26 protein-coding genes are annotated in these 26,117 nt (G+C 71.0%); 16 read left to right on the top strand and 10 right to left on the bottom strand.

The window, feature by feature from the left end:
• Window positions 1–317 precede the first annotated feature (317 nt).
• From LDL49_RS45950 to LDL49_RS45915, 8 genes are read left to right on the top strand one after another with little or no spacing between them, the layout of a single operon-like run.
• A complete protein-coding gene (locus tag LDL49_RS45950; RefSeq protein WP_225301252.1) occupies window positions 318–1,826 on the top strand; it encodes a peptide MFS transporter in 1,509 nt (502 codons plus the stop codon).
• On the top strand, window positions 1,823–3,052 hold the full coding sequence (locus LDL49_RS45945) for a ketosynthase chain-length factor (RefSeq protein ID WP_225301251.1): 1,230 nt from the start codon (window positions 1,823–1,825) through the stop codon (window positions 3,050–3,052). The genes LDL49_RS45950 and LDL49_RS45945 overlap by 4 nt, the downstream gene beginning before the upstream one ends.
• A gap of 14 nt (window positions 3,053–3,066) precedes the next feature.
• A complete protein-coding gene (locus LDL49_RS45940) occupies window positions 3,067–3,822 on the top strand; it encodes an SDR family NAD(P)-dependent oxidoreductase (RefSeq protein ID WP_225301250.1) in 756 nt (251 codons plus the stop codon).
• Complete coding sequence (locus LDL49_RS45935; RefSeq protein WP_225301249.1) at window positions 3,819–4,181, top strand: antibiotic biosynthesis monooxygenase family protein; 363 nt, start codon at window positions 3,819–3,821, stop codon at window positions 4,179–4,181. Before LDL49_RS45940 ends, LDL49_RS45935 begins: the two co-directional genes overlap by 4 nt.
• Window positions 4,178–4,483, top strand: a complete 306-nt coding sequence (locus LDL49_RS45930; protein WP_225301248.1) for an antibiotic biosynthesis monooxygenase family protein — start codon at window positions 4,178–4,180, stop codon at window positions 4,481–4,483. The genes LDL49_RS45935 and LDL49_RS45930 overlap by 4 nt, the downstream gene beginning before the upstream one ends.
• Before the next feature lie 16 nt (window positions 4,484–4,499).
• On the top strand, window positions 4,500–6,200 hold the full coding sequence (accA, locus tag LDL49_RS45925) for an acetyl-CoA carboxylase carboxyltransferase subunit alpha/beta (RefSeq protein ID WP_225301247.1): 1,701 nt from the start codon (window positions 4,500–4,502) through the stop codon (window positions 6,198–6,200).
• Window positions 6,197–6,679, top strand: coding sequence for an acetyl-CoA carboxylase biotin carboxyl carrier protein (locus LDL49_RS45920; protein ID WP_225301246.1), 483 nt, complete (start codon window positions 6,197–6,199; stop codon window positions 6,677–6,679). The genes accA and LDL49_RS45920 overlap by 4 nt, the downstream gene beginning before the upstream one ends.
• The gene (locus tag LDL49_RS45915) at window positions 6,676–8,052 is read left to right on the top strand and encodes an acetyl-CoA carboxylase biotin carboxylase subunit (RefSeq protein WP_225301245.1); all 1,377 of its coding nucleotides are present in this window, start codon (window positions 6,676–6,678) and stop codon (window positions 8,050–8,052) included. The genes LDL49_RS45920 and LDL49_RS45915 overlap by 4 nt, the downstream gene beginning before the upstream one ends.
• Before the next feature lie 84 nt (window positions 8,053–8,136).
• On the opposite strand, the gene LDL49_RS45910 is transcribed toward LDL49_RS45915, so the two are convergent.
• The 5 genes from LDL49_RS45910 to LDL49_RS45890 form a co-directional block, all read right to left on the bottom strand.
• Window positions 8,137–10,044, bottom strand: a complete 1,908-nt coding sequence (locus tag LDL49_RS45910; RefSeq protein ID WP_225301244.1) for an AfsR/SARP family transcriptional regulator — start codon at window positions 10,042–10,044, stop codon at window positions 8,137–8,139.
• A 547-nt stretch (window positions 10,045–10,591) separates the two neighbouring features.
• The gene (locus LDL49_RS45905; RefSeq protein ID WP_225301243.1) at window positions 10,592–11,848 is read right to left on the bottom strand and encodes a beta-ketoacyl-[acyl-carrier-protein] synthase family protein; all 1,257 of its coding nucleotides are present in this window, start codon (window positions 11,846–11,848) and stop codon (window positions 10,592–10,594) included.
• The gene (locus tag LDL49_RS45900) at window positions 11,845–12,306 is read right to left on the bottom strand and encodes a cupin domain-containing protein (protein WP_225301242.1); all 462 of its coding nucleotides are present in this window, start codon (window positions 12,304–12,306) and stop codon (window positions 11,845–11,847) included. The genes LDL49_RS45905 and LDL49_RS45900 overlap by 4 nt, the downstream gene beginning before the upstream one ends.
• Window positions 12,303–12,638 carry a TcmI family type II polyketide cyclase gene (locus LDL49_RS45895; protein ID WP_225301241.1) on the bottom strand — a complete coding sequence of 112 codons (336 nt, stop codon included), beginning with the start codon at window positions 12,636–12,638 and terminating at the stop codon, window positions 12,303–12,305. Before LDL49_RS45895 ends, LDL49_RS45900 begins: the two co-directional genes overlap by 4 nt.
• Before the next feature lie 87 nt (window positions 12,639–12,725).
• The gene (locus LDL49_RS45890) at window positions 12,726–13,409 is read right to left on the bottom strand and encodes an SDR family NAD(P)-dependent oxidoreductase (RefSeq protein WP_225301240.1); all 684 of its coding nucleotides are present in this window, start codon (window positions 13,407–13,409) and stop codon (window positions 12,726–12,728) included.
• Between the two features lie 149 nt (window positions 13,410–13,558).
• On the opposite strand from LDL49_RS45890, the gene LDL49_RS45885 reads away from it, so the two are divergent.
• Window positions 13,559–14,764, top strand: a complete 1,206-nt coding sequence (locus LDL49_RS45885; protein ID WP_225301239.1) for a nucleotide disphospho-sugar-binding domain-containing protein — start codon at window positions 13,559–13,561, stop codon at window positions 14,762–14,764.
• A gap of 63 nt (window positions 14,765–14,827) precedes the next feature.
• On the opposite strand, the gene LDL49_RS45880 is transcribed toward LDL49_RS45885, so the two are convergent.
• Complete coding sequence (locus LDL49_RS45880) at window positions 14,828–16,828, bottom strand: carbamoyltransferase C-terminal domain-containing protein (RefSeq protein ID WP_225301238.1); 2,001 nt, start codon at window positions 16,826–16,828, stop codon at window positions 14,828–14,830.
• A 14-nt stretch (window positions 16,829–16,842) separates the two neighbouring features.
• Entirely contained in the window at window positions 16,843–17,973 is a 1,131-nt protein-coding gene (locus tag LDL49_RS45875) for a cytochrome P450 (RefSeq protein ID WP_225301237.1), read from the bottom strand.
• A 22-nt stretch (window positions 17,974–17,995) separates the two neighbouring features.
• Here LDL49_RS45875 and LDL49_RS57650 point away from each other — a divergent pair, with 22 nt between their 5' ends.
• Window positions 17,996–18,130: a hypothetical protein gene (locus tag LDL49_RS57650; protein WP_263656372.1), complete on the top strand. Its 135-nt coding sequence runs from the start codon at window positions 17,996–17,998 to the stop codon at window positions 18,128–18,130.
• 24 nt (window positions 18,131–18,154) lie between these two features.
• Window positions 18,155–19,162, top strand: coding sequence for a methyltransferase (locus tag LDL49_RS45870; protein ID WP_225301236.1), 1,008 nt, complete (start codon window positions 18,155–18,157; stop codon window positions 19,160–19,162).
• Here the strand turns inward: LDL49_RS45870 and LDL49_RS45865 are convergent.
• Entirely contained in the window at window positions 19,110–20,753 is a 1,644-nt protein-coding gene (locus LDL49_RS45865) for a DHA2 family efflux MFS transporter permease subunit (protein WP_225301235.1), read from the bottom strand. The two genes, LDL49_RS45870 and LDL49_RS45865, sit on opposite strands and share 53 nt — an antisense overlap.
• Before the next feature lie 5 nt (window positions 20,754–20,758).
• Entirely contained in the window at window positions 20,759–21,787 is a 1,029-nt protein-coding gene (locus tag LDL49_RS45860) for an LLM class flavin-dependent oxidoreductase (RefSeq protein WP_225301234.1), read from the bottom strand.
• Window positions 21,788–21,968: 181 nt separating this feature from the next.
• Here LDL49_RS45860 and LDL49_RS45855 point away from each other — a divergent pair, with 181 nt between their 5' ends.
• The 5 genes from LDL49_RS45855 (at window position 21,969) to LDL49_RS45835 (ending at window position 25,821) form a co-directional block, all read left to right on the top strand.
• The gene (locus tag LDL49_RS45855) at window positions 21,969–22,451 is read left to right on the top strand and encodes a hypothetical protein (protein ID WP_225301233.1); all 483 of its coding nucleotides are present in this window, start codon (window positions 21,969–21,971) and stop codon (window positions 22,449–22,451) included.
• An 84-nt stretch (window positions 22,452–22,535) separates the two neighbouring features.
• Window positions 22,536–23,333, top strand: a complete 798-nt coding sequence (locus LDL49_RS45850; RefSeq protein ID WP_225301232.1) for an SDR family NAD(P)-dependent oxidoreductase — start codon at window positions 22,536–22,538, stop codon at window positions 23,331–23,333.
• 43 nt (window positions 23,334–23,376) lie between these two features.
• A complete protein-coding gene (locus tag LDL49_RS45845; protein WP_225301231.1) occupies window positions 23,377–24,564 on the top strand; it encodes a cytochrome P450 in 1,188 nt (395 codons plus the stop codon).
• A 23-nt stretch (window positions 24,565–24,587) separates the two neighbouring features.
• Entirely contained in the window at window positions 24,588–24,788 is a 201-nt protein-coding gene (locus LDL49_RS45840; protein ID WP_225301230.1) for a ferredoxin, read from the top strand.
• Window positions 24,789–24,819: 31 nt separating this feature from the next.
• Complete coding sequence (locus tag LDL49_RS45835; protein WP_225301229.1) at window positions 24,820–25,821, top strand: NAD-dependent epimerase/dehydratase family protein; 1,002 nt, start codon at window positions 24,820–24,822, stop codon at window positions 25,819–25,821.
• A gap of 97 nt (window positions 25,822–25,918) precedes the next feature.
• Here LDL49_RS45835 and LDL49_RS45830 read toward each other — a convergent pair whose 3' ends face one another.
• Complete coding sequence (locus LDL49_RS45830; protein ID WP_225301228.1) at window positions 25,919–26,116, bottom strand: ferredoxin; 198 nt, start codon at window positions 26,114–26,116, stop codon at window positions 25,919–25,921.
• Window position 26,117 lies beyond the last annotated feature (1 nt).

The raw sequence follows: 26,117 nt of genomic DNA, 5'->3' as shown, positions 1-26,117 counted from the left end.
CGCGAGGAATCCGCCTTGGCCGGTGCGAGCAGGTCTTTACCTGGGCGTCGAGCACGATTCGCCATACGGGCCGCGAACGGCCCGACTTCCCCATTCTCGTGCGGTTCCCGTGAGCTCGCCGCGTCCGGTCGAAGCCGCGCCGCTCGACGGCTCGCTGCCCGCAACGCAAGGCAGATTCGAGTCGGCTCCGGTACGCAAGAGGGCGTTGCCGGTTGAGCTGAAAGAAGGTCCTGCATGTACGACGTGAGAGCATCGGCGCTCGCCGACACACAGGCGGGCGGATTCCCGGACGGCGGACCCCCGGACGGCGGAGCGCGATGAGCACCGCCGACAGAGCCATCACCTTGCGCACGATGCCTCGCTGGTACCTGACCTTGTTCACCAGCGACGCACTTGAGCGCTTCGGCTTCTACGGCCTGCAGGCCATCCTCGTGCTGTACGCGTCCGCTCCCGCCTCCCGCGGCGGCCTGGGCCTGCCGGCCACCGATGCCGCGACCTTGTTCGGCGCGTGGATCGGCTTCATGTTCATGCTGTCGATCGCGGGCGGCTGGCTCGGCGACCAGGTGCTGGGCAACTGGCGGGCGTTGGTCGTCGGCTGTGTGGCCGGCATGGCCGGTTACCTGTGTCTGGCCGTGCCCACGGGCTGGGGCGCCGCGGTCGGCCTGCCGCTGGTGGCCGTCGGCGGTGCCGTGTACAAGCCGAACCACCAGGCCATGATCAACCTGATGTTCGGCGGGAGCCGCGGCCGCGAGGCGGGCATCTCGCTCATGTACGTCGCGACGCAGGTCTCCGCGCTGGCGGCGCCGCTGCTGGTCGGCTACCTGGGAGAGCGCGTCAGCTGGAGCCTGGCCTTCGCGGTGGCCGCGCTGGTCATGCTGACCACCGCGATCCAGCTTCGGCTGAGCGCCGGGCGGTTCGGCGATGTGGGGAAGCGGCCGGTGCGGCCGCTGCCGGTCGACGAGCGTAGGGCCATCGCGCGGCGTTCCGGGCTGGCCATCGCGGTGGCCGTCGCGGTGGTGCTCGCGCTGGGGCTGGCCGGCCGGCTCAGCGTGGGTATGGCGATCGGTCTGGTCGGCGTGTTCAGCGTGATCGTCCCGATCGTGTGCTACATCGCGATCTACCGCAATTCGGGCCTCGGCCCGCACGACCGGCGCCGACTGCGTACCTTCCTCGCGGTCCTCCTGGGCTCCACGCTCTTCTGGATGATCATCGCGCACGCCGCGTCGCTGCTGAACCTGTTCGCCCGGGACCATGTGGACCGCGACGTGCTCGGCATGGAGATCCCGGCGAGCTGGCTGCAGGCCGCGACTCCGCTGTTCATCCTGCTGCTCGCGCCACTGATCGCGGTCGTGCTACCGGCGCTCGCCGGGCGGAACCACGTCCCGGTCAAGCTGGCCGTCGGCCTGCTCCTCGTCGGTGCGGGCTTCCTGATCATGTCGCTGACCACGGTGTTCGCCTCGTCGGGTGAGAAGGTGTCACCGCTGTGGCTGGTCATCGTCTACCTCACCCACGCCTGCGGCGAGATCATCGTCGCAGCGGTGATCATCTCGGCGGCGGCCGAAGTGCTCCCTCCGGGCTTCATGGGGCGCACGCTGGGGCTGATGTGGCTGTTCGCCGGGCTCGGCGGTGGGCTGGGCAGTGGTGTGATCAGGCTCGCCGAGGTGATTCCGGAGCCGCTGTACTACCTCGGGCTCGGAGCACTGGCGACGGTCTGCGGGCTCGCCTTCGCGCTCGGCCGCCGCGTCCTGGCCAACGGGCTGAGGTCCAGTCTTGATTCCCCCGCGCCGCGGCCCGCGGGCGACGCCGTCAGGGAGAGCAGCGCATGAACACAGCGCACATGGTGGACAGGCCGGTGGTGACGGGCATCGGGATCGTCGCGCCGACCGGGATCGGGACCGAGACACACTGGCAGGCCACACTGGCCGGAAAATCGGGGATCGGCAGCATCACGCGGTTCGACGCGACCGGCTACCCGGTGCGGCTGGCCGGGCAGGTGCCCGGATTCGTCGCCCGGGAGCAGCTGCCCAGCCGATTGATCCCGCAGACCGACCACTGGACGCACATGGGCATGGTGGCTGCCGAGGCGGCGCTGGCGGATGCCGGCGTGGTGCCCGCCGAGTTGCCCGAGTACGAGATGGCCGTGGTGACCGCCAGTTCGTCGGGCGGCACCGAGTTCGGCCAGCATGAGATGGAGCGGCTCTATCTCAACGGCCCGTCCTGGGTGGGCGCCTACCAGTCGATCGCCTGGTTCTACGCCGCCACCACCGGTCAGGTGTCGATCCGGCACGGCATGCGTGGTCCGTGCGGGGTGCTCTGCTGTGAGCAGGCCGGCGGCCTGGACGCCCTCGGGCAGGCGCGCCGGCTGATCCGGCGGGGGTCACGCATTGTGGTGGCCGGGGGCACCGACGCCTCGCTGTGCCCTTACGGCCTCGTCGCGCAGCTTTCCAGCGGCAGGTTGTCCACAGTGGACGACCCTGAGCGAGCGTACCTGCCGTTCGACGCGGCCGCCGCCGGCTACCTGCCCGGAGAGGGCGGCGCCATGCTCATCGTGGAGAACGCCGAGAGCGCCCGGGAACGCGGCGTCGGCACGATCTACGGTGCGATCGCGGGCTACGCGGCGGGCTTCGACCCCGCGCCTGGCTCGGACCGGCCGCCGGCCCTGCGCCGCACGATCGAGCGCGCGCTGGCCGACGCCGGAACGGCGCCGTCCGAGGTGGACGTCGTGTTCGCGGACGCCTGCGGCACGCCGGCCGACGACCTCGCCGAGGCACAGGCCATCACCGCGGTGTTCGGCCCGCGGGGCGTCCCGGTCACCGCGCCCAAGACGCTGACCGGCCGGCTCTACGGCGGTGGCGCCGCCCTCGACGTCGCGACGTCGCTGCTGGCGCTGCGCGACGGCGTCATCCCGGCCACCGTCGGCCCCACCAGGCTCGCTTCTGGATGTGACATCGACCTGGTCCTAGGCCAGCCGCGCGACGGCGGGCTGCGGACCGCGCTCACGCTGGCTCGGGGGCACGGCGGATTCACCGCCGCGCTCGTGCTCAAGAAGTGAAGGAAGGGAACACCATGGATCTCGGCTTGAGCGGCAAGCGGGCGCTCGTCACGGGCGGCACCCGCGGGATAGGCCGCGGCATCGTCCTCGCGCTCGCCGAAGCGGGAGTGGACGTCATCACCTGCTACCGGCAGGAGGGCGAGCACGTCGTCTCACTCGAGCACGAACTGAAAAAGATCGGCGGCCGGCACGCGCTGCTGCGTGCCGACCTGACTGATCCCCAGCAGATCGCCAACCTGCTGGAGCAGTGCGGTGACCGGTTCGACGGCCGGCTGGACCTGGTGGTGAACAACGCCGCCGCGATCACCCACGTCCCCTACGCGAAACTCGACCTCGCCGAGTGGCAGCGCATCGTCGACACCAACCTCACCGCCGTGCACCTGGTGATCCAGCACGCGCTGCCCATGCTGGGCGAGGGCTCCTCGGTCATCGGCATCAGCTCGAAGTCGATCGAAGTCGGCATCCCGCTGCGCGCGCACTACACCGCCACCAAGGCCGCGCTGCACGGGCTGTTCCGGAGCTTGGCGAGGGAGTTCGGCCCGAAGGGTATCCGGTTCAACGTGCTGGCCCTCGGCATGATCTACACCGAGGCGTTCGACCAGATGCCGGAGGAGCAGCGCGCGCAGATGGTCGAGCGGTACTCCGGCAAGACCTGTCTCGGCCGCCTGGGCACTCCCGCCGAGGTCGCGGATGCCGTGCAGTGGCTCGCCAGCGACCTGTCGCGGTACGTCACGGGCTCCGTCACGTCGGTGGACGGGGGCATCTCATGAGCGAGACCGTGTTCCGCGTCATGCTCCGCCTGCAGATCAAGCCGGGCATGGAGCGCGAGTTCGAGCGGGTGTGGCTGGAGGTCGGTGACTCCGTCACCACGCACCCGGCGAACCTCGGACAGTGGCTCGCCTCTGACGGCGAGGAGAAGGGGATCTACTACATCATGAGCGACTGGGTGGACGAGCCGCGCTTCCGCGAGTTCGAGACCAGCGACCGGCACCTGGATCACCGCAAGAAACTCCACCCCTACCGCGTGGGCGGGACCATGAGCACGATGCACATCGTCGCCCACCTGCCGGGGGCGGTCGGCTCCGCGCTCGTGGAGGCACCCACGCACCAGGCATGGGAGGCGCGGTGACGGACGAGGGCGTGCGGGTGCTGCTCTATCACGCGACGACCGACGTCGCCGGCATCGAAGCGGCCTATCACGAGGCGAGCAACCGGCTGGCCGGGGTGCCCGGCCTGTTGTCCAACGAGCTGCTGCGGTCGGTCACCGATGACGGCGACTTCGTGGTGGTGAGCGCGTGGCGCAGCCTGGCGGATTTCCTGGAATGGGAGCGGGGGCCCGATCACAAGCGCCAGACGGCGCCGCTGCGCCCGTTCAGGGATGACAGACTGCCCCGGCCGTTCGCCGTCTATCAGGTAACAGCGTCCTACTAGCCTAGGAGATCTGCTGGTGAAACCCGTTCCGAATGGGACCACGAAGACCACGAAGACCACGATGGATCTGACGGACTGGCTGTCCTGCGCGGGCTGCGGGATGCTTGTCTACCGCAAGCGGTTCGATCGCCTGTCCATGGTGTGCCCCGACTGCGGCCGGCACGGGCAGCTGACCGCCGAGCAGCGGCTGGAGCAGCTGCTCGACGCGGACTCCGGCACGCCGGTCGAGCCCGCCCCTTCGGTGCACGACCCGCTCCGGTTCGAGGACCTCGTCTCCTACGCCGACCGGCTGGACAAGGCGCGCTCACGTACCGGGATGGACTGCGCGATCCGCGCGGTGCGCGGCACCGTGCGCGGTCGCGGCGCGGTGGTGGCGGTCATGGACTTCCGCTTCCTCGGCGGGAGTATGGGCGCCGCCGAGGGCGAGGCGATCGTGACCGCGGCCGAGGAGGCGCTGAAGCACCGGTTACCGCTGCTGATCGTCACCGCGTCGGGCGGCGCGCGCATGCAGGAGGGCGCCTTCTCCCTCCTGCAGATGGCCAGGACGAGCAACGCGATGGCGGCCCTCGACGAGGCGGGCCTCCTGACGATCACCCTGGTGACCGACCCGACCTACGGTGGGGTGGCCGCGTCCTACGCGACGCTCTCGGACGTGATCCTCGCCGAGCCCGGAGCCAGGATGGGATTCGCGGGGCCGCGGGTGATCGAGCAGACCATCCGGCAACAGCTGCCGGAGGGCTTCCAGACCGCCGAGTTCCTGCTCGGTCAAGGCCTGCTCGATGGCGTCGTGCCGCGCGGGGAACTGCCGCAGGTCCTCCAGTCGCTGCTCGCCGTGGGAACGCCGCCGGACCCGGGCTGGGGCGCGGCCGTGACCGACCCGGTGATCCGCGATCCGGAGCTGCTGCCCGGCAGGTCGGCCGACCAGGTGGTCGGTCTCGCCCGCGACCTTGGCCGGCCGACCACGCTGGACCATGTCGTCGCCTGGGGCTCGGAGTTCGTCGAGCTGCGCGGCGACCGGGCCGGCACCGACTGCCCCGCCGTGGTGGGCGGGCTGGCCGACCTCGACGGCCTGCCGGTGATGCTGATCGGCCATCAGAAGGGCCACACCACCCAAGAGCTGGTACGGCGCGACTTCGGCATGCCGTCACCCGCGGGCTACCGCAAGGTGGTGCGCCTGATGCGGCTGGCCGCGAAGCTCCGGGTGCCGGTGGTCACGCTCATCGACACCCCGGGCGCCCACCCAGGCCTCGAAGCCGAGCGGCACGGCCAGGCGCATGCGATCGCCGAGTGCCTGCGGGTGATGGGTTCCCTCGACGTCCCGGTGGTCAGCGTGATCACAGGGGAGGGCGGTAGCGGCGGGGCGCTGGCCCTCGCGGTGGCAGACCGCCTGCTGCTGTGCGAGAACGCGATCTTCTCGGTGATCAGCCCGGAGGGCTGCGCGGCGATCCTCTGGCGCAGCTCGGAGGCCGCGTCCGCGGCCGCCTCCGCACTCGGCGTCGACGCGGCGACACTGCTCTCGCACGGCATCGTGGACGGGGTGGTGCCGGAGCCCGTGGGCGGTGCGCACCAGGACCCGGTGGTGGCGAGCGAACTGGTGCGCGACGCGGTGGTGTGCGCGCTTCGGGAGTTGCGCGAGCAGGATGGCGCCGCGCTGAGGGAGGCCCGGCGGCGGCGGCTTCGCTGGTTCGGGACCTACAGGGAGAAGGTGGCCATATGACGGAGGCGCAGCAATCGAGCGCGTGGGACGGAGCGCTGGCCGAGCTGGGCGTGCGGGACGCGGTGGCGGTCCTCTGCCAAGGGCTGGCCGACGCCGTCCACGCCGCGTCGCGGCCACCGAGCAGGGCATGCGTACGGCTGGGGGGCGCGAGCATCGAGGTCGAATGGCCGCCGTTCGCGGCGGCGGAGCCGGCCTACGCGCCGCCTGAGGAGCCCGCTCCGGAGACGACGGGTCACGTGCTGCGGGCCGAGCTGGTGGGCATGTTCTACCGGCAGCCCGAGCCGGGCGCGAAGCCGTTCGTGCAGGTCGGCGATTTCGTCGAGCCGGACCAGCAGGTGGCCATCGTCGAGGCGATGAAGCTGATGAACCCGGTCATCGCGGACGTCGGCGGTCGGGTTACGCAATTCCTGGTCGGCGACGCCGAGGGCGTCGAGTACGACCAACCGCTGATCGTGATCGAGCCGAGAGCTGAGGAATGACCGGGAACACGCGTCGGCCGTCACGGCCGTTCGACACCGTGCTGGTGGCCAACCGCGGCGAGATCGCGCTGCGCATCGTGCGGACCTGCCGCGAGATGGGGATCAGGACCGTCGTCGTCCACTCGTCAGTGGACGGCGACTCGGCCGCCGTGCGGGCCGCGGACGTCGCGGTGCGGATCGGCCCCGGCCCGGCGAAACGCAGCTACCTCTATCCACCGGCGATCATCGAGGCCGCGCTGCGCACCGGCGCGCAGGCCGTGCACCCCGGCTACGGATTCCTGTCGGAAGACCCCGACTTCGCGGAGATCTGCGCGAGCAACGGGCTGGTCTTCGTCGGCGCCAGGCCAGAGGTCATGGCCAGCCTCGGGGACAAGGCGCTGGCCAGGAGCATGATGGCGGACGCCGGCCTGCCGGTGCTGCCCGGCACGCCCGAGCCGGTGAGCGCCGCGGCCGACGTGCTCGCCGCCGGACAGCGGATCGGCTTCCCGTTGATCATCAAGGCGTCGGCCGGCGGCGGCGGGCGCGGCATGGCGGTGGTGCGCCGGATGGAGGACCTGGCGGCCACGTCCCGTGCCACCAGCGCGGCCGCGCGGGCGGTGTTCGGCGACGGCCGGGTCTACCTCGAACGGTTCATGGAGCAGGCCAAGCACGTGGAGGTCCAGGTGCTGGGCGACGAGCACGGCATGGTCGTGGCCCTCGGCAACCGGGACTGCTCGGTGCAGCGGCGGCATCAGAAGCTGATCGAGGAGACACCCGCCCCCAGCGTGTCACCGGCGCTGGCCGACCGGCTCGCCGAGGCCGCGATCGCCGGGGCGAAGGCTGCGGGTTTCACCGGCGCGGGGACGTTCGAGTTCCTGGTCAGCGGTGAGGAGTTCGCGTTCATCGAGGTGAACTCGCGCATCCAGGTGGAGCATCCGGTGACTGAGGCGGTGACCGGGATCGACCTTGTGCGCGAGCAGCTCTGCGTCGCCGCGGGCTGGCCGCTGTCCGTCAGGCAGGAGGACATCAGCCCGCGCGGCGTGGCCATGGAGTGCCGGATCAACGCTGAGGACCCAGATCGCGACTTCGTGCCATGCGCGGGAGAGCTGACCGAGTTCGTGCCGCCGGGCGGCGCGTTCCTACGTGTGGACACCCACGCGTACGCGGGCTACCGGGTACCGCCCGACTACGACTCGCTGCTGGCCAAGGTGATCGCCTGGGCGCCGGACCGCGAGCAGGCGATCGCCAGGATGGAGCGGGCGCTGGCGGAGTTCCGCATCGTGGGCCGCGGTATCCGCACGACCAAGGAACTGCTCCGGTCCGTGCTGGCCGATCCGGCCTTCCGCGAGGGCACGCACACCACGTCGTTGCTGACCGAGGGGGCTTCCCGCTGACTTGGATGTCGAGCGACCGTGCCACATTCTCGGAAGCACTCCGTAAGGCGTAACCGACGGAAGGCCGGACCAGCGGGGGCCGGATCAGTAGGACACCGGCGCCCGCCCGGCGCCCAGCTCATTGAGGAACCCATCGCCCCTGGCGCCACGCGACGCGGGGACGGCCTGGTAGACCGAGCTGAAAAGGGCGTCGCCCTCATCGGCGGGCAGCTGGCGGGCGGCGGCCCGCACGCTGGGCAGGAAGCGGTACTGGAGCACATCCGATTCCCCACCGGGCTCCGCCATCATGAGCTGGAACTCCACGAGCTCGTCCAACAGGCGCTCTGCCTGGATCTCGGAGATCCGCAGCAGGTGCGCGGTCAGGTGCGGCGAGAAGGTCGAGACGTCGAGCCGCGTGAGCATGCGGAAGGCGGACTGGACGGCCGACGGGGTGAGCCGGTAGCTCAGCTCCACGCTCGGGTAGAGGAACAGCTCGTGATGGCTGGTGCCCGGTTCGGCCGTCTCCCCTTTGATCCCCTTGACGAGCTTGCTGAGCGGCCAGTGCGGTCTGAGCTGAAGCCGCGCGGCGGCCGCCTGCAGCGCGGCGGGCAGGCCGTCGCACAGGCGGACGAGCTCGTGGGCGGCCGCCTCGTCCTGGGCGATGCGGTGCTTGCCGAGCACGTTGGTCAGCAGCCGCATCCCTTCCTCGACATTCAGCGGGCCCAACTCGACGGTCGCCGTGACCTCGGGCGCGGACAGCTGCCTGCGGGCAGTGACCAGGACGCCGCAGTCGGGGCTCGCGGGCATCAGCGGGAGCAGCTGGTCGGTCTGGACCACATCGTCGAGGGTCACCAGCACGTGCCGGTCCGCGGTCCAGGTGCGGAAGAGCCTTGAGCGCTCGCTCAGAGTGGCGGGGATGCGGTCCTCCGGCACATCCATGGCGCGTAGGAACTCGGCGAGGACGTCGCGGGGGTCGGCCGGGCGGCCATGGGCGTCCAGTAGGCGCGCGTAGAGCTGGCCGTCGGGATAGGGGCCGTTGGCCCGGTGCCCGACCTGCGCGCACAGCGCGGACTTGCCCGAACCGGGCGGGCCGGTGATGACGACGACCGGCGGCGCGTGGTGCTGCCGGGCTGACAGGGCGGCGAGCAGAGCGCCGACCTGCGGCTGCCGGCCCATGAGCGCGGAGCCCTCGGGTGGGAGCTGGCGCGGCGGACGACTGCGGTTCAGTCGAACCGGGGTCCGGGGGCGCGGCAGTGCGAGGCTCTCGTCCGCGTCCAGCACGGCGCGGTGTAGTTGCTCCAAGTCGTTGGACGGATCGAGGCCCAGCTCCGTGGCCAGAGTGCTCCGGGTGCGCTGGTAGATCTTCAGCGCCTCGGAGCGGCGGCCCGCGCGGTGCAGCGCCAGCATCAGCTTTGCTTGGAATCCTTCGTGGGTGGGCTGCTCGGCGGCCAGTCGGGTCAGCTCGCCAAGCAGCTCATGATGTCGGCCCAGGTGCAGGTCCGCCTCGATGCGGCGTTCCAGCGCGTTCTTGAGCATCTCCTCCAGCCGCAGGCTCTCCGCGCGCAGCACCGGCCCGTGGCCGACATCGACCAGCGCGGGCCCGCGCCAGAGCCGCAGGGCACGGGAGAGGGTCTCGGCGGCGGCGTTCGTGTCACCCGCCTCCAGCTCCCTCCTGCCTTGGTCGGACAGCCGCTCGAAACGAATGGTGTCGAGCATGTCCGGGTCGAGGACCAGCGCGTATCCGTAGGGAGAGGTGCGCAGGGCGGCGTCCGCCGGCGTGTCGCCGGCGCTGTCCACGTTCGGGGACGTGCCCAGCCGTAACAACTTGCGTAATTGGTAGATGTAGGTCTGCAAAGTGGTAGTGACACTCGCCGGTGGGTTGTCCTCCCAGAGCTCCTCAATGATCTTGTCGGTTCGGACGACTATCCTCGCTTGAACGGCCAGCAAACTGAGCACAGTGCGCAGTTTGGGAGCCGATGGCGTCAAAATAACGCCATGCCTGAACACTTCCATCGGACCGAGAAGGTTGATTTCCACCACGCACCCCGTCCCCAGCGTCCCTCGAGTCCCTTTCGTCCGCGTCGCGCCGGACGTCGGTCGTCATGCGTCGGCTTGTCCGAGAAATGGGCCGTCTGTGGCGACGAGAACTCACCCGGCGTCTCTTCGGCCATCATCGGACGATCGCCTCTAAAAGAACTTAGCAGACGCAGGTAATTGGATCTTGAAAATGACTCGAAGATCGCTGGGTCTACGGAGTATGACGAATGCTTGACTGACGGTATCACTCACTCCGGATACCACGCCTCAGGGAAAGCCCTGAATTAAACCCTTAGCCATCCGGCGTGGCTGATGGCTAAATATTCCATCGGCAAGAATGCTTTCCTGATTGACAGGCCGGTGATCTGCTAAGACGCCACCTGCCCGAACCCGGGTCCCCCTGGCGGGAGCGGAGCGCCCCTGATTTCATTGATCTACCTATCCGTAATCTTGACAGGATCCTGAAATTCTACTAGAGGTGTCAGATGGCATTCCTGAGTGATGAGTCAGGATGGATAAGCCGCTACGCGGGGCGCGCGAGAACCATGGCGCTCTGAAAGCCGCCGAAACCGCTGCCGACGCTGAGCACGACGTCCATCTCGTGCTCCCGGGCTGTGATCGGCACGTAGTCGAGGTCACATTCGGGGTCGCGGTGTCGCAGATTGGCCGTCGGCGGCACGACCTGCCGTTCCAGGGCCAGGGCGCACGCCGCGACCTCCAGGGAGCCGATCGCGCCGAGCGAGTGGCCGACCATCGACTTGATCGAACTGGCTGGGATCTCATAGGCGCGTTGACCGAGGCTGCGCTTGAACGCCGCCGTCTCGTGCCGGTCGTTCTGCCGGGTGCCCGAACCGTGCGCGTTGATGTAGTCGACGTCCGCCGGGTCGATCCTGGCCTGGTCCATCGCCACACGGATGGCCTCGGCCATCTCGCGCCCGTCGGGCTTGAGCCCCGTCATGTGGAAGGCGTTGCTGCGGCTGGCGAACCCGATGAGGCGGGCGTAAACCCGCGCGCCGCGCCGCCGCGCGCTCTCGGCCTCCTCCAGAACCATCACGGCGGCGCCTTCGCCGAGCACGAAGCCGTCCCGGGTCGCGTCGAACGGCCGCGAGGCGTGCTCGGGGTCGTCGTTGTTCGGGGAGGTGGCCCGGATCGCGTCGAAGCACGCGGAGGTGATGGGCGACAAAGGCGCGTCCGTCGCCCCCGCGATCACGACGTCCGCCGCGTTCTCCTCGATGAGCACGGCCCCGTGGCCGATCGCGTCGAGGCCCGACGTGCAGCCGGTCGAGATCAGCGCCGCCGGGCCCTCCGCGCCCGCCTCCCAGGCCACCTCGACGGCCAGCGTGCTGGGCACCATGTACCCGTACAGGTGGGGCACCCCGTAGGTGTGGTCCACCAGCCAGCGGCGACCCTCGTCGGCCAGGACCGTGTACTCCGCCTCCAGGCCCATCGTGCAGCCCACGGCGCTGCCGATCGCGACGCCGACTCGGTCGGGCTCGAAGGCCGCCAGGTCGATGCCGCTGTCGGCGACCGCCTCCCTTGTGCAGACCGTGGCGAACTGGGCGGCCCTGTCCATCCGCCGGATCTGCTGCGCCGACAGCCCCGCGGCCTTGGGGTCGAAGTCCACCTCGGCCGCGATCTGCGAGCGGAACTCGCTGGGGTCGAACAGCGTGATCCGCCGGGTGGCGGTGCGCCCGTCGGTGAGGAGCCGCCAGAACGCCTCGCGCCCGATGCCGCCGGGCGCGACGACGCCTATGCCGGTGATCACCGCCTCCCGGCTCACCTGGAGCCCCCGACCTGGGGGTTGGGCTCCTGCGGGGCCGGTAACTGCTCGGTGTCCACATGACCCAGGTCGGGGCGGGGAGCCAGCGGCGAGAGGTGGAACACCACGTGCGCCTCTTCCTCGCCGCCGTTCACCAGGCGATGGCGTACGCCGATCGGCACCAGCAGCGAGTCACCGGGCGAGAGCCGGACCGGCTCGCCGTCCAAGGTCATCTCCAGCTCGCCGGCGATCACGTGCAGGAACTCCTCGGAGTACGGGTGGTAGTGCTCGGCCACATGCTCGCCGGGCTTGAGGTACAGCACGCCGCCGAACCCAGAGGTGCAGCTGACCGTCTTCGGGCTGAGCGTGACCCGGATGTCGCCGCCGCGGCGGCGGTTGGGTGCCACGTCCGCGGCGTTCACCTTGACGGCCTTCACTTCGGCGGGGGCGCTCCCGCCGGATGTCTCGGCGGCGGTCACTGCAGCCTCCCCTCCTTGTCGCTCCACACGTAGAAGGGCGTGGCCATCGCGTCCTTCGGCTCCTGCCAGTTCGGGTCGTACGGTGCGACCAGCTTGGCCAGCCGGGCGTTGATGTCCTCGTAGAGCGGGTGGCTGCGTGCCTTGTACAAGTTGGGGGAGATGTCCTGGTCGGCCTCGACGAGGTGGAAGTAGAGGTCGTGGAAGTGGAACAGAGTTCGACGGCTCACGCCCACCATGTGGGGCAGTTCGGTCGCGTCGGACTCGGCGAACACCTCGGCTATCGGCCGGGTGTCGGCATTCCTCAGCTTGGCGACGATCAGAGTCCGGTGCACGTTTTCGCCTCCTGCGAATAAGTCGAAGGGCTGCTTCGATGGTTGCCGCGGTCGGTGGAAGGATGCTCGAAGTCAGCTCCAGCGCGGTTACCAGCCCATCTGACGGTCGCCGCGGAGGAACACGCCCGTCGGCCCATCGTCAGGGAGCGTGGCCGCGTCGGCGATGTCAGCGGCGGCCTCGTCCGGCGTCCGGCTGGCCGTGGGCACCATCCTGGTCCTCGTCTGTCCGGGGTTGACCGCGTTGACCAGGACGCCGGTTCCCTTGGTACAGGTGGCGAGCATGGTGGTCAGCCCGTTGACGGCGGTCTTGGACACCGAGTACGCGGGCGCCCCGGTCCACAGCCCGACGCTGAACGACCCGGTGCCGCTGGAGACGAAGAGCACCCGCCCCCAGCCCCGGGACACCATCCCCGGGACGAAAGCCTGGGCCACCCGCCACCCGCCGAGGAGGTTGACCCTCAGTGTGCGCTCCACCCGTTCCAGCGGCACCGACAACGGGTCGTCGCCGGCGTCGAGCAGCACGCCCGCGTTGCACACGAGCACGTCCACGGGCCCGAGCCGGGCTGCCGCCCGCTCGACGCCGCCGGGATCGGTGACGTCGAGCGGATGGGAGCGGACGTCCGGGCCGATCCGCGCGGCCGCCTCCGCGGCGTCGTCCGCGTCCCGCGCGGTCACGATGACACGGAGACCCCGGCGATGCAGCTCGGCGGCGGTCGCGTGTCCTAGTCCTCGGTTGGCCCCGGTGATCAGGGCGATGCGTGGTTCGCTCACACCGTCACGATGGTCGCTGCTGCTCGACGCGCGATCGAGACGGTGTCGCGCTCCAGCGATCCTCCAGGAGACGGTGCCATCGTCGGCGCAGGAAGGCGCGCCGACGAGCCGCGAGGCGTGCCGACGAGCAGCTGAGGAGGATACGCCCCATGCGTGTGCTGTTCACGACCTGGGCCTGGCCCTCGCATCTGTACGCACTGGTCCCCCTGGCGCGAGCCTGCCGCGCCGCCGGGCACGAGGTGGTGTTCGCCAGCGAGCCCGGCCTCACCCGCGACGTCATGCGGGCGGACCTGCCGGCCGCGGTCGTGGGGACGGACGTCGACACGCCCGGCATGGTCCGGGACTACCTGATCCCCCTGCCCGGCGCCGCCGGGCCGCCGCCCAGGCGTGACGGGAAGGGCCCCCGGGTGCTGCGGATGTTGCTGGCGCACGCGGAGTCGATGACCGCCGACCTGATCCACCTGATCAGGGACTGGCGGGCCGATCTTGTGGTCTACGACCAGACGACGCTGGCCGCCCCGCTCGCCGCCGCGGTCACGGGGATTCCGGCCGTGCGCCAGCTTTACGGCGTCGACCTGCTGCAACGGGCCCGCGCCGTGCTGCCGGACGCGCTGGCGCCACTGGCCGGCCGGTTCGGCGCGGGGCCGGTGGACCCGTTCGGCGCGGTGACCGTGGACCCGGTGCCGGCCAGTGTGCAACTGCCCGGCGACCACCGGCTGCTGCCGATGCGCTATCTGCCTTACAACGGCGCGGAGACCACGCCATGGCGGCCGGCCGAGCCATCCGCCCGGCGGGGCCGCCCCCGCGTGTGCGTGAGCTGGGGACACACCATCGCCAAGGTGGACCCGGTCCGCTTCATCGCCGGGCGGATCACCGCCGCCCTCGCCGAGACGGAGGCGGAGGTGGTGCTGGCGGTCTCGGCCACGCAGCGGGACCTGCTCGCCGAGCGGCGGGACCTGCCCGGCGAGCTGCCCGGCACACTGCCGGCCAACGTGCGCGTCGTGGTCGACGTGCCGCTGCGGCACGTGCTGCGCGACTGCGACGCCTTCATAGGGCACGGCGGCGCCGGCGGCATCCTCACCGCGCTCTCCTTCGGCCTGCCCATGCTGCTGGTGCCGCAACTGCCCGACCACGCCGGGCACACCGGGCGGGTTGCGGCCCGGGGTGCGGCGCAGGTGCTCAGCCTGGCCGAGCTGGCGCCGGCGGCGGTGCGGGAGGAGACGGCCAGGCTGCTGGCCGACCCGGGGCCCCGTCTGGTCGCCGGCGAGCTGCGGGAGGAAATGCGCGGCCAGGCCGCGCCGGCCGAGGTGGCGGGCGCGCTGGCCGAGCTACGTCCCTCCCTCGCCCGTCACTGACGCCCGTCACTGACGCCCGTCACCGGGGCCCGGCACGGACGCCGGTCGAGCCCGCCAGGTCGCTCACGCGCCGGTGATCTGGCGGACGGCGCCCAGCTCCAGGTTGAGCAGCGCGTCCGGACCGAACTTGGTGAACCGCTGCTCCGCGCGGCGCATGCTGCGCTCGGCGGCCTGCCGCAACGAGGGGTCGGCGCGCAGCCGGCTGTCCACCGCCTCGAACGCGGCCGCCGCCTCCTCCTCCACCCGCAGGTCGAACTTCTCGCTCAGGGAGAGGTCGAGGAACAACACGTGCAGGTACAGCTCGGGCAGGCCGTGCGGGTTCAGCTCGGCGTGCACGGCCTGGGCCCGGCTCTCCGTGATCTCGGTGAAGGGTTCCGTCGTACGCGGGTACGGCCCGTCCGCCGGGTAGGAGTCGAAGTTGCGGAAGGCCACCCTGCGGCCGTTGAAGTAGCCGACGCTGATCCTCCTGCGCAAGCAGAAGTTGATCGCCTCGCGGATCGTGTCGATGATCGGCTCGCCCTTGTCGTTCAGCGAGGTGTTGCAGAGCATCGGCACGCCGGTGTGCCCATGGAAGGCGGTCAGCAGCGCGTGCAGCCGCGGGTTCTGCTCGGCGTTGAGCGACTGGACCCTGGCGGAGTAGTCGAGGTGCGCGACCGCCGGGATGCGGGAGCGGCGGTCCTCACGGATCGTGAAGGTCTCCAGCATGTACGGCGAGGGCCTGCTGTCCTCGAACCACTTCTCGAGGTGGTCCTCCAGCACCACCGGCGCGACCGGCCGCCACCACTCGCGTAGCTTGAACTGGTTGAGCGCGTCCTTGGCCGCCCGCGAGGTCGGGTCGCCGATCAGGCTGCGGTTGCCCAGCGCCCGCGGCCCGATCTCCGAGCGCCCGTCGAACCAGGCCACGGGCTCGGCGAGGATGTCCCGCACCGCGGTGTCGTAGTCGAGGTCGGAGACGTCGGCCACGAACTCCTCGAACTCCGCCAGGGCGCCGTCGAGACCGTTGTCCGAGCGCCCGAGGTAGGCGCCGGGGAAGCGGAAGGAGAACCGCCGGCCTTCGCTCTTCTTGTGGAAGGCGGCCAGGCCGATGCCGACGGCCTGGCCGCCGTCGTCCACGCACGGCGGCGCGAGCAGCCCGCGAAAGCCGTACTTGGCCATCAGGTGACTGTTGGTCGGGCAGTTCAGGGCGTAGCCGCCGGCCAGCGCGAGGTGGGTCCCGGCCGGGTCGAGACGGAACTTCTCCAGAGCGGTGTCGATGTTCCGCTCCATGCTCATCACCGAGACCGCCTGGACCTCCTTCATCACGGCGCTGACGAAGCTCTCCTCCTCGGTGAAATCCGGGTCGACGGTCGACGTCGCGCGTACTTCGGAGACGATCTCGTCCAACGCGAGGGGCGCGTTCTCCAGCGCGGCCAGGCCGGTGAACTCGAACTTGTCGAGGATGCTCTCGCGGTCGCACTGCCCGGTCGCCGTGGTGGCCGTCGCCAGTGCCATCAGCGTGCCCTCGCGCATCTTGAACCGGTTCTTGGCGGTGCTGTAGAGCAGGCCGGGCGAGGCGACGGGGAAGGTCTCGACGACGCCGCGGCGGCTCACCGCGCCGGTGAACCAGAAGCGCTTGTACCGCTGGTCGAGCAGGCGGTCCGGCCCGCCGTCCACGGCGAGCCCGAGGATGTCGCCCTCGAAGAACGTCTCGCTGTCCAGGAGCATCGCGCTGTAGAGGTGCGCCACGCTGTGGAACGAGATATCCGGATATTCGGCGACAAAGTGGTAGTCGTCGGTGGTGGCGAGGCCCGGAGTGCCCCACACCTCGTTCATGTCGTCGAGCGACACCCCGAAGGCGCCGATCAGGCCGTTCACGAACCGGCGCAGATCCTCCATGCCGAGGAACGGTGTCCGATGATGTTTCAAGCCGCTCAGCCGCTCGAACTCCCAGTGACCGAGGAGCTTGATCTCCGATCCCTCCTTGTGCCACAGCGATACGTTGTTGTCGTGCCGGTAGGACACCATCGCCAGCCGGTGCAAGCCCGGGATGGTCAGATAGCTCGAAAGGTAGTAGCCGTCTCGCATTTTTCCTCCACTGGTCACCAGGTGACGGGAACCTCGACGAAGCCGAGTTCGAGTGGGTTGTCGTGGTGCCTGAGCTCGGCGGCGTCGACCGCGAGCCGCAGGTCCGGGAAGCGCTCGATCAGCGCGGCGAACGCGATCCGCAGTTCGAGCCTGGCCAGCGCCGCGCCCAGGCAGTAGTGCGGGCCGGCGCTGAAGGCGATCTGGTCCCGCGCGTCCCTGGTGATGTCGAGGCGCAGCGGGCTGGGGAAGACCGACTCGTCGAAGTTGGCGGACTCCAGCACCGGCACCACGCCGGAGCCAGCCGGTACGGTGACCCCGCCGATCTCGATGTCCTCCGTGACGTACCGCAGCATCGACAGCGAGTGGCCGGCCACCTGGAAGCGGAGCAACTCCTCCACCGCGTCAGGGATCCGCTCCGGCTCGGAGCGCAGCAGGGCGAGCTGGTCGGGGTGCCGCATGAGGAGCACCGCCCCGCTGCCGATCTGCGCCGCGGTCGTCTCGTGCCCGGCCATCAGCAGCACGGTGCACCAGACGTGCAGCTCGTGCGTGCTCAGCCGCCCGTCCTGGTCGTCGTGCACCCCGATCAGCTCGCTGATCAGATCGTCGCCCGGGTTCGCCCGCTTGACCTCGATCAGCTCGCCGATGTACTGCCACGCCTCGCCCAGCCCGGTGCGGAAGCGCTCCTGGTCGGCCACCGGGACGCCGAGCAGGCGGCAGATGACCCGCAGCGTCAGAGGGAGGGCGAACTCGGCGACGAGGTCCACCGGCGGCTTGCGCCAGCGGTCCAGCAGCTCCGCCACCACCTCCTCCACATAGGGGCCCAGCCGCTCGATCCGCGCCGGGGTGAACGCCTTGGTCATCAGCCGGCGCATGCGGGTGTGCTCGGGCGGATCCCGGTCGATCTTCGGGTTCTGGAACATCTTGGTCCGCGCCGCCGCGGTCATGCGCGGCGCGCCGGGGCGCTCCCGGTTGCGGCTCAGGCGCTGGTCCGACAGCACCGCCCGGACGTCCGCGTAGCGCGTCACCAGCCAGACCGGGTCGCCGCTCGGCATGACCGCCCGCACCACCGGCTCGTCCCGCAGCGTGGCGAGTTCCTCCGGCGGTTGTGCCCCGGGCGGCCAGTCGAACGGGAACTTGAGAGTCATCGGTGGTCTCCTGCTCTCCGAGATGTCGTCACCCATGACGATGGGCGGGGTGGCTCAAGGCGCCCGCAAGCGGCGCTGGACTCTCGTCCTGGTCTCGCTCCGCGCTCGAGCGGCCAAGCACAGCATGAGCGAGCACATCGACCACACCGGGTGGTGAGAGGAAGCGGAAATGAGCAGCAGCATGGAATCGTCTCCCGCGGCCAGGGTTCGCCGTCTGTCCAACTCGGTGCACGACGCCGCGATCGTGCGGGCAGCGGCGGAGCTGGGTCTGGCCGACGCGGTCGGCGACGGGCCCACGCCGGTAGTCGAGATCGCCGCGCGGGTCGCGGCCGAGCCGAAGGCACTGGCCCGCCTGCTGCGCGCGCTCGTCGCGTACGGCATCTTCGAGCAGGTGACTCCGGACACGTACGCGCACACGGACATGTCCCGCTCGATGCGCAGGGACGCCCCTGGCGGCCTGATCGACACCTTGCTCACCCCGTCCGACTGGGGCTGGGTGATGTGGGGCAAACTCGCCGACGCGGTCCGCGCCGGCAAGTGCCTGTTCCCCGACGTCTTCGGCACCGACTTCTTCGGCTATCTCAAGGACCACCCCGAGGCGCAGGCGAGGATGTTCCGCGGGATGACGTCCTGGTCGGACCAGATGAACCCGAAGCTGGTGCGCGCGCTGCCCCTGGAGGAGGCCCATACCGTCGCCGACATGGGCGCGGGGGAGGGGACGCTGCTGCGCGCGATCCTGGAGCACGCCCCGCGCCTGTCCGGAGTCTGGTTCGACACCGAGGCCACGCTGGCCGTGGTCGACGACGAACTGCTGTCCGGCCCGTTCTCCGACCGCTGCGCGCTGGTGACCGGCGACTACTTCCGCGAGGTGCCCTTCAGCGCCGACCTGTACGTGTTCAAGCTGACGCTGCACATGTACGAGGACGACGACTGCGAGCAGATCCTTCGCAACGTGGCGGCCTCGGCGAAGCCGGGGGCGCGGATCGTCATTGCCGACCCGTTGCTGCAGGACCCGCCGGAGAGCAAGTTCGTGCCGTCGATGGACCTGCACATGCTGCTGGTCATGGGCGGCAAGGAGCGCACCGAGCAGGACTACGCCGCCCTGTTCAAGCGAGCCGGCCTGGAGTTCGCCGGCATCACGCCGACGGGGACCGACTTGCATCTGGCTGTGGGGCGGGTTCCGCACTGATGGCCCGGGCCCGCCCGTTCAGGTAGGAGCCCAGCGCCGCGAGCACCACGCTCGCGGCGCAGACCAGCAGCGTGAACCTGACCGCCGAGCCGAACGCGGCCCCGTACGCGGCCTCGGCGAGCGTCCGCATCCGCTCCGCCGTCTCGCCGGGCACGCCGGGCGGCACCACGATCGCGGCTCCCTCGCCGCGGGCGGCCGCCCCGGCCACCGCCTCGGCGAACGGGCCGCGGTACTGGGCGGGCAACGGCCCGGCGGCCTGCCTGACCGCCTCCCCGATGCCGCCGTTCAGCCGGGCCTGCAGCACCGTGCCCAGCACGGAGACCCCGATCAGCGTCCCGGTCTGGCGGATCGTGTTGAACACCCCGGAGGCGGCCCCCGCCAGGTCGGCGCCGACATCCCGCATCGCTAGCGAGGTGATCGGGCCGAACGCCGCGGACTGCGACAGGCCGGCGACCGCCAGCGGCACCATGAGCAGGTGCCCGCCCACGCCCGGCCGGCAGAGCAGCCCGACGGCGGTGAGGGCGGCGGCGTACACGGTCAGCCCGCCCAGCAGCACCCGCTCGCCGCCGAACCGGTCGACCAGGCGGCTCGTGACGGGGAACCCGAACGTCATGCCCAGCGCCCACGGCGCCAGCGTGAGCCCGGCCTGCGCGGCCGGCATGCCGAGCACCGTCTGCAAGTAGAGCGTCATGGTCAGCGAGAGCGTGATCACGCACATCGAGACGGCCGCCATGGAGACGGTCATCAGCGTGAACGTCCGGTCGGCGAACAACCTCGTCGGCACCAGCGGCTCCCGCGCCCGGTGCTGGTGGATCACGAACCCGGCCAGGAGCAGGCATCCCACCACGATGACCATCGGCACGGTCACGAACGACACGACCGTGCCCCAGCCGTAGTTCCTGCCCTCCAGCAGACCGAACGTGATCGCGCCCAGCCCCGCGCCGGCCAGGGCCGCCCCCATCGCGTTCAGCCGCCTGGCCCGCCGGGCGTGCCCGGGCGGGACCACCAGCAGGGTGAGCACCACGATCAGCACGCCGACCGGCAGGTTCACGGCGAAGACCGAGCGCCAGCCGGCGGTGGAGACCAGCAGGCCGCCGAGCGTCGGACCCGCCACGCCGGCCAGCCCGGCGGTCACACCCCACACCGCGCTGGCCCGCCCCCGCCGCTCCGGCGGGAAGACGAGGGTCATCATCGTGAGCGTCTGCGGGATGATCAGCGCGGCGCCGACGCCCTGAAGCAGGCGGGCGGCGATGAGCTGCCACGGCGACTGGGCGAACCCGCACAGTGCCGAGGCGATGGCGAACACCACCATCCCGGCCAGGAACACGTTCCGAGGGCCGGCCACGTCTCCCAGCCGGCCGGCGGTGACGGTCAGCACCGCGAGGGCCAGCACGTAGCCGCCGACCACCCACAGCACCTCGCTGAGACTCGCACCGAGGCCGGTCTGGATCTCCGGGACGGCGATGCTGACCGATGTGGAGTTCAGGATCGTGATGAAGTATCCGAGGCAGGTGGTCGTCATGACCGCCCAGGGGTTGCCGCGCAGCCCGCGCAGCGCGGTCCCCCACCGGCTCTTCTCGCGGGCGCCCATGGCGGTCAGGCCGCGAGGCCGGCTAGGCCGAGCGCCGTCGCGGCGATCCGCAGGATCTGGATCCGCTCGGCCGTCGTACCGCCGAAGGGTGAGATCACCAGGGTGGTGATGCCCTGCTCCGCGTACGCCCGCATCCGGGCGGCGATCCGGTCCGGGGTGCCGAGGAGTGAGATGCGGTCCACCAGGCCGGCCGGCACCGCCGCGGCGGCGCCGTGCGGGTCGCCCGCGGCCATGCGTTCGTGCACGACGCCGGTCTCGCGGCCGTACCCCATCCGCTCGAAGAGCGACAGGTAGACGTTGCGGCTGCGGCCGCCCATGCCGAGGAAGTGCGACAGGTAACCCCGGATCGGCGTGGCGGACGCCTCGACGTCGGCGCCCAGCGCCATGGGGATCCCGCAGAGCACCTCGAACCCGGCGAGCGGCAGCCCGGCGCGCAGCCTGCCGGCGCGCAGCGACTCGATGGTCTTCGGCAGCTCGTCCGGCGGGGAGAACGCGCCCAGCCAGCCGTCGGCGATCTCACCGGCCAGCTCGAGGCCGCCTGGCGCGACGGCGGCGAGATAGATCGGGATCCGCTCGGCCACGGGCTCGCTGTACAGCCGCAACGGCGTCGCCGTGCACCCCTCGGGCGGGAGCCGGAAGTGCGCGCCGTCGTGGGTGACCGGCTCGCGGGCGAGCGTGCGGCGCACGATGTCCACGTACTCCCGGGTACGGCCGAGCGGCCGCCGGAACGGGACGCCGTGCCAGCCCTCTGAGATGTCCGGGTTCGACACCCCGAGCCCGAGCCGGAACCGGCCTCCGGACAGGGCGTCGAGCGTCGAGGCGGTCAGGGCGGTCATCGCCGGCGTGCGGCCGGGAATCTGGAAGACGCCGGAGGCCAGGCCGATCCGCGTGGTCGCGGTGGCCACGGCACCGAGGACGGTCGCGCCGTCCGCGCGGAACCCCTCCGGGACGACCGCGACGTCGTACCCGAGCCGTTCGGCCTCCCGCGCGACCTCCACCGAGTCGAGGTAGGAGAGATTGACACCGAGCTTCATGCCAAGGCTGTCCCTTCTGTGAGGCCTCATCAGTGCGGCGGGCCGCGCCCGCGCGCTCAGGCTCACAGGTCCGCCTCGAGGACCGAGCAGGCAGCGGCCGAGCGGCGGCCGATCCAGGTTGGACCGCCGCTCGAGCAGCCCGCCGGATAAAGGAGAGCCTCAGAGTTCGGAAGGAGTTCGCATGAGAACGGAACTGAATCGACGTAGCCTGCTCAGCCGCGGCGGGACCCTCGCCCCGCTGGTCGGCCTCGGCCTGCTCGGAGGGGCGACGGCCGCCACCGCCGACAGCAGCACGAAGGAGGGGCGGCTCATCCCGCTGCTCGGCACCTGGGCGGTCCAGGTGACCTTCCAGTCCCCGAACATTCCGTCGGAAGCGGGCTTGTTCGCCTTCGTCGCCGACGGCATCTTCTTCGGGACGACGACCGGGGCGGGCCACCTCAGCCTCGGCTCGTGGCACCTCACCTCCGGTGGCTTCCAGTACGCCTTCCGCCATTTCATGTACGCCGACGACGACGGACGCTGGGTCGGCGAGGTGCGCGTGCAGCAGAACGGCAAGTTCACCTCCGCCAACTCGTGGGAGGCGTCGGGGACCGGCACCGCCTTCGACACCCAGGGCAACCAGCTCCAGGTGGTCCAGAGCGCGACCGCCGGGACCCGTTACTGACGCCATGCGTACATCGCCCGCTTCAGCCGGATTCGAGCAGACATCGACGCCCGACCGGGACGCTACACACTGAAGGGAGCCAGTATGGAACTCGGACTCGCCGGCAAGGTCGTCCTGGTCACTGGAGGCAGCGGATCCATCGGAGCCGCCATGGCCGAGGCGTTCGCGGCCGAAGGTGCCCGCGTCGCGCTGACCTTCCGGAACAATGCCGGACGCGCGGAAGAGCTGGCGCGCGCCATCGGCGATCGAGGCGGCCAGGCACTGGTGGTGAAGTACGACCTCACCGACCCGGCGGCCATCCGCTCGGCCGTGGGCGCCGTGATCGACGAGTGGGGGCGGCTCGACGTCCTCGTGCTCAGCGCGTCCGCGCAGGACGGCACCCGCACCACCCCCGTGCCCTTCGAGGACGTCCCGCCCGAGGAGTGGTCGCCGCTGCTGCGCGCGGACGTCGAGGGCTCCTTCCACACCGTGCAGGCCGTCCTGCCGGCCATGCGGCGCCAGGGATGGGGCCGCATCATCCTCATCTCGGCGAACATCGTCACCCGCGGGGCCACCGGCGACGAGGCGTTCGTGTCGAGCAAGATGGCGCTGCACGGTCTCGGCCGCACGCTGGCCACCGAGCTGGCCCCCGACGGGATCCTCGTCAACGTGGTGGCTCCAGGGGCCACCGTGAGCAGGGGCTTCCTGCGCCGCTTCCCGGAGGAGAAGCAGGCGAGATTCGCCGGCCTCGACGACGTGCGGATCAAGCGGATGCTCAACCAGGACCGCCCCGTCGGCAAGGTGTCGACACCCGCGGACGTCGCCAACACCGTGCTGTTCCTGGGGTCGGAGGCCAACGGGAATGTCAGCGGCCAGGTGATCTACGTGGCCGGGGGACATTGATGCGCCCGCCGGCCGGTTGTTCAGGACACGAGCAGGAGCAGCGATGACCACAGCACCGCCCGCCTTCCCCCAGGCCCGCGTCTGCCCCCACCTTCCACCTCCGGCGTACGCGGAGCTGCGGCAGGGCCCGGCGCTGCGCCGGGTGACGACCCACGCCGGGCAGCTCGCGTGGCTGGTCACCCGATACGACCAGGCCCGGACGCTGCTGAAGGACCCGAGACTGTCCTCCGACCGCAGGCGTCCGGGCTTCCCGGTCATCTCGGTGCAGGTCGTGCTGCTGACCGAGCGCAAGCGCCAGGCGCTGATCGGGATGGACCCGCCGGAGCACGACATCCAGCGGCGGATGTTCCTGCCGGACTTCACGCTGAAGAAGGTGCGCGAGCGGCGGGCCGACATCGAGCGCATCGTGCATGAGGCGCTTGACGAGATGATGGAGCACGGCCCGCCGGCCGACCTGTACCGGGAGTTCGCCCTGCCCGTGCCCTTCCGGGTCATCTGCCGCCTGCTCGGCGCCCCCTGGGAGGACCGCGACTTCTTCCAGGACGCCATCCGCCGGCTGGTGCGGACCTTCGACACCGCGGAGGGCCGACAGGCGGGCGCCGAACTGCTGGCCTACTTCGAGCACCTGGTCACCGAGTACAAGAAGACACCGGACAGTGCCGGCCTCATCGGACGACTGGCCGGCACCGGCCAGATCTCCGACGACGACCTCGCCCTGGCGGCCATGTCGCTGCTCATCGCGGGACACGAGACCACCGCGGCCATGATCTCCCTCGGCGCGGTCACGCTGATGGAGAACCCCGACCAGCTCGCCGCGATCCGGGCCGACCCCGAGGCGATCACGCCCGCCGTGGAGGAGCTGCTGCGCTTCCAGTCGATCGCCGACAGCGCGAACCTCCGGGTCGCCACCGCCGACATCGAGATCGACGGAGTGGTGATCAAGGAGGGGGAGGGCATCCTGATCCCCGGCTCGCTCGCCAACCGGGACGCGGAGGTCTTCGAGAATCCCGACACGTTCGACGCCGGCCGCGACGCCGGCGGTCACATCGCCTTCGGCTACGGCCGCCACCAGTGCCTCGGCCAGAACCTCGCGCGGCTGGAGCTGCAGATCGCGCTTACGGCGCTGTGGCAGCGGATCCCGACGCTGCGCATGACCGTGTCCGCGGAGGAGCTGACCGCCCGCCCGCCGGGCGCGATCCAGGGCATCGACGCGCTGCCGGTCACCTGGTGAGCGCGGGGGAGGAGACCTCGGAAATGGGTGTGGAGGGAGACCAGCGGGTGTGCATCGGCGCCGGCATGTGCGCGCTGACCGCGCCCGGCGTCTTCGACCAGGACGAGAACGGGTTAGTGGTGGTGCTGACGGAGGCGCCTTCCGGAGAGGCGTGGGACAAGGCGCTCCGCGCGGAGCGCCTCTGCCCGTCCGGAGCGGTGCGTGTCGGCCGCTCTTCCGGATGAACCGGTCCGATTGCCTGGAGATAGGGATCAGATGCGTATTCTCCTGCTTGGTGGTACGGAGTTCGTCGGCCGCGCCGTGACCGAGGCGGCGGTGGCCAGAGGCTGGGAGGTGACGGTGTTCCACCGGGGGCGGCACGAGCCGCCGCCCGGCGTGAAGGCGCTCAACGGCGACCGGAGCCTCCCGGACGGCATGGCGCCCCTCGCGGAAGGCGAGTGGGACCTGGCGGTGGACACGTGGTCCGGCGCGCCGCGGGTGGTCCGCGACACGCTGCGACTGCTGGACGGCCGCATCGGCCACTACACCTACATCTCCAGCCGCGGGATCTACGACTTCCCCGTCCCCGCGCCGCTCACCGAGGAGCGGCCGGTGGTGGCCGGCTCGCCGGACGACGGCGACACCGACTACCGGGATGCCAAGGCGGGCGGGGAGGTGGCCGCGGAGCAGGCGCTCGGCGACCGGGCCCTGCGCGTGCGGCCGGGGCTGATCTTCGGCCCTCGGGAGAACTCCGGGCGGGTGCCGTGGTGGCTGCGCCGCGCCGTCCGCGGCGGCCCCCAGCTCGCGCCGGGGCCGCGGACCGCCTCCCTGCAGTACATCGACGTCCGCGACCTGGCCACCTGGATCCTGGACGCCGCCGGGCGGGGCCTGCACGGCGCCTACAACCTGGTGTGCCCGCCGGAGCACGCCACGATGGAGGACTTCCTCACCGCCTGCGTCGAGGTCACCGGAGCCGGCGCCGAGCTGCGCTGGATCGACCCGGAGCCGATCCTGGCGGCGGGTGTCCGGCCGTGGACCGGCCTGCCGGCCTGGCTGCCGCCCGGCGAGATGTACGAGCTGCTGCACCGGACCGACGTGTCCAAGGCGGTGGCCGCCGGGCTGCGCTGCCGCCCCATCGAGGAGACCGTGGCCGACACCTGGGCCTGGCTGCGCGAGGTGGAGGGGGACACGCCCGAGGGGTCCCAGCAGGGCTACCGCGCGGCCCACGAGCTGGCGGGGCTGGACCCGGACGTGGAGGCGAGACTCCTGGTGGGCTGAGCACGGGCCTGACACGAAGAAGCCGCCGGCGGTCGATCCGCCGGCGGCTTCTTCGAGCGGGCATCAGCTCACTCGTCTTCTTCGTGTGGGCATCGGCTCACTCGTCGTCGAGCAGCCGGATCGTCCCGGTCGGGCAGCGCCGGGCCGCCTCGCGGACGAGGTCCGCGAGCGCGGCCGGCGGCTCCGGCTCGTTCACCACGACGACTGTCTCGTCGTCGTGGCCGAACACCTGCGGCACGGCGACCACGCACAGGCCGCTGCCGCAGCAGGTGTCGCGGTTGACCGTCACGCGCATG

The sequence above is a fragment of the Nonomuraea aurantiaca genome, from assembly GCF_020215705.1.
In the GTDB taxonomy this organism is placed as follows: domain Bacteria; phylum Actinomycetota; class Actinomycetes; order Streptosporangiales; family Streptosporangiaceae; genus Nonomuraea; species Nonomuraea aurantiaca.
This window is presented reverse-complemented; position numbering and strand designations above follow the sequence as displayed.

Coding starts and splice junctions, on each gene's coding strand:
- LDL49_RS45855 (WP_225301233.1), top strand. CDS start 21,969: ATGAGAACGGAACTGAATCGACGTAGCCTGCTCAGCCGCGGCGGGACC.
- LDL49_RS45945 (WP_225301251.1), top strand. CDS start 1,823: ATGAACACAGCGCACATGGTGGACAGGCCGGTGGTGACGGGCATCGGG.
- LDL49_RS45835 (WP_225301229.1), top strand. CDS start 24,820: ATGCGTATTCTCCTGCTTGGTGGTACGGAGTTCGTCGGCCGCGCCGTG.
- LDL49_RS45910 (WP_225301244.1), bottom strand. CDS start 10,044: ATGGAAGTGTTCAGGCATGGCGTTATTTTGACGCCATCGGCTCCCAAA.
- LDL49_RS45920 (WP_225301246.1), top strand. CDS start 6,197: ATGACGGAGGCGCAGCAATCGAGCGCGTGGGACGGAGCGCTGGCCGAG.
- LDL49_RS45880 (WP_225301238.1), bottom strand. CDS start 16,828: ATGCGAGACGGCTACTACCTTTCGAGCTATCTGACCATCCCGGGCTTG.
- LDL49_RS45940 (WP_225301250.1), top strand. CDS start 3,067: ATGGATCTCGGCTTGAGCGGCAAGCGGGCGCTCGTCACGGGCGGCACC.
- LDL49_RS45935 (WP_225301249.1), top strand. CDS start 3,819: ATGAGCGAGACCGTGTTCCGCGTCATGCTCCGCCTGCAGATCAAGCCG.
- LDL49_RS45885 (WP_225301239.1), top strand. CDS start 13,559: ATGCGTGTGCTGTTCACGACCTGGGCCTGGCCCTCGCATCTGTACGCA.
- LDL49_RS45850 (WP_225301232.1), top strand. CDS start 22,536: ATGGAACTCGGACTCGCCGGCAAGGTCGTCCTGGTCACTGGAGGCAGC.
- LDL49_RS45860 (WP_225301234.1), bottom strand. CDS start 21,787: ATGAAGCTCGGTGTCAATCTCTCCTACCTCGACTCGGTGGAGGTCGCG.
- LDL49_RS45865 (WP_225301235.1), bottom strand. CDS start 20,753: ATGGGCGCCCGCGAGAAGAGCCGGTGGGGGACCGCGCTGCGCGGGCTG.
- LDL49_RS45915 (WP_225301245.1), top strand. CDS start 6,676: ATGACCGGGAACACGCGTCGGCCGTCACGGCCGTTCGACACCGTGCTG.
- LDL49_RS45870 (WP_225301236.1), top strand. CDS start 18,155: ATGGAATCGTCTCCCGCGGCCAGGGTTCGCCGTCTGTCCAACTCGGTG.
- LDL49_RS45840 (WP_225301230.1), top strand. CDS start 24,588: ATGGGTGTGGAGGGAGACCAGCGGGTGTGCATCGGCGCCGGCATGTGC.
- LDL49_RS45950 (WP_225301252.1), top strand. CDS start 318: ATGAGCACCGCCGACAGAGCCATCACCTTGCGCACGATGCCTCGCTGG.
- LDL49_RS45875 (WP_225301237.1), bottom strand. CDS start 17,973: ATGACTCTCAAGTTCCCGTTCGACTGGCCGCCCGGGGCACAACCGCCG.
- LDL49_RS57650 (WP_263656372.1), top strand. CDS start 17,996: ATGTCGTCACCCATGACGATGGGCGGGGTGGCTCAAGGCGCCCGCAAG.
- LDL49_RS45830 (WP_225301228.1), bottom strand. CDS start 26,116: ATGCGCGTGACGGTCAACCGCGACACCTGCTGCGGCAGCGGCCTGTGC.
- LDL49_RS45845 (WP_225301231.1), top strand. CDS start 23,377: ATGACCACAGCACCGCCCGCCTTCCCCCAGGCCCGCGTCTGCCCCCAC.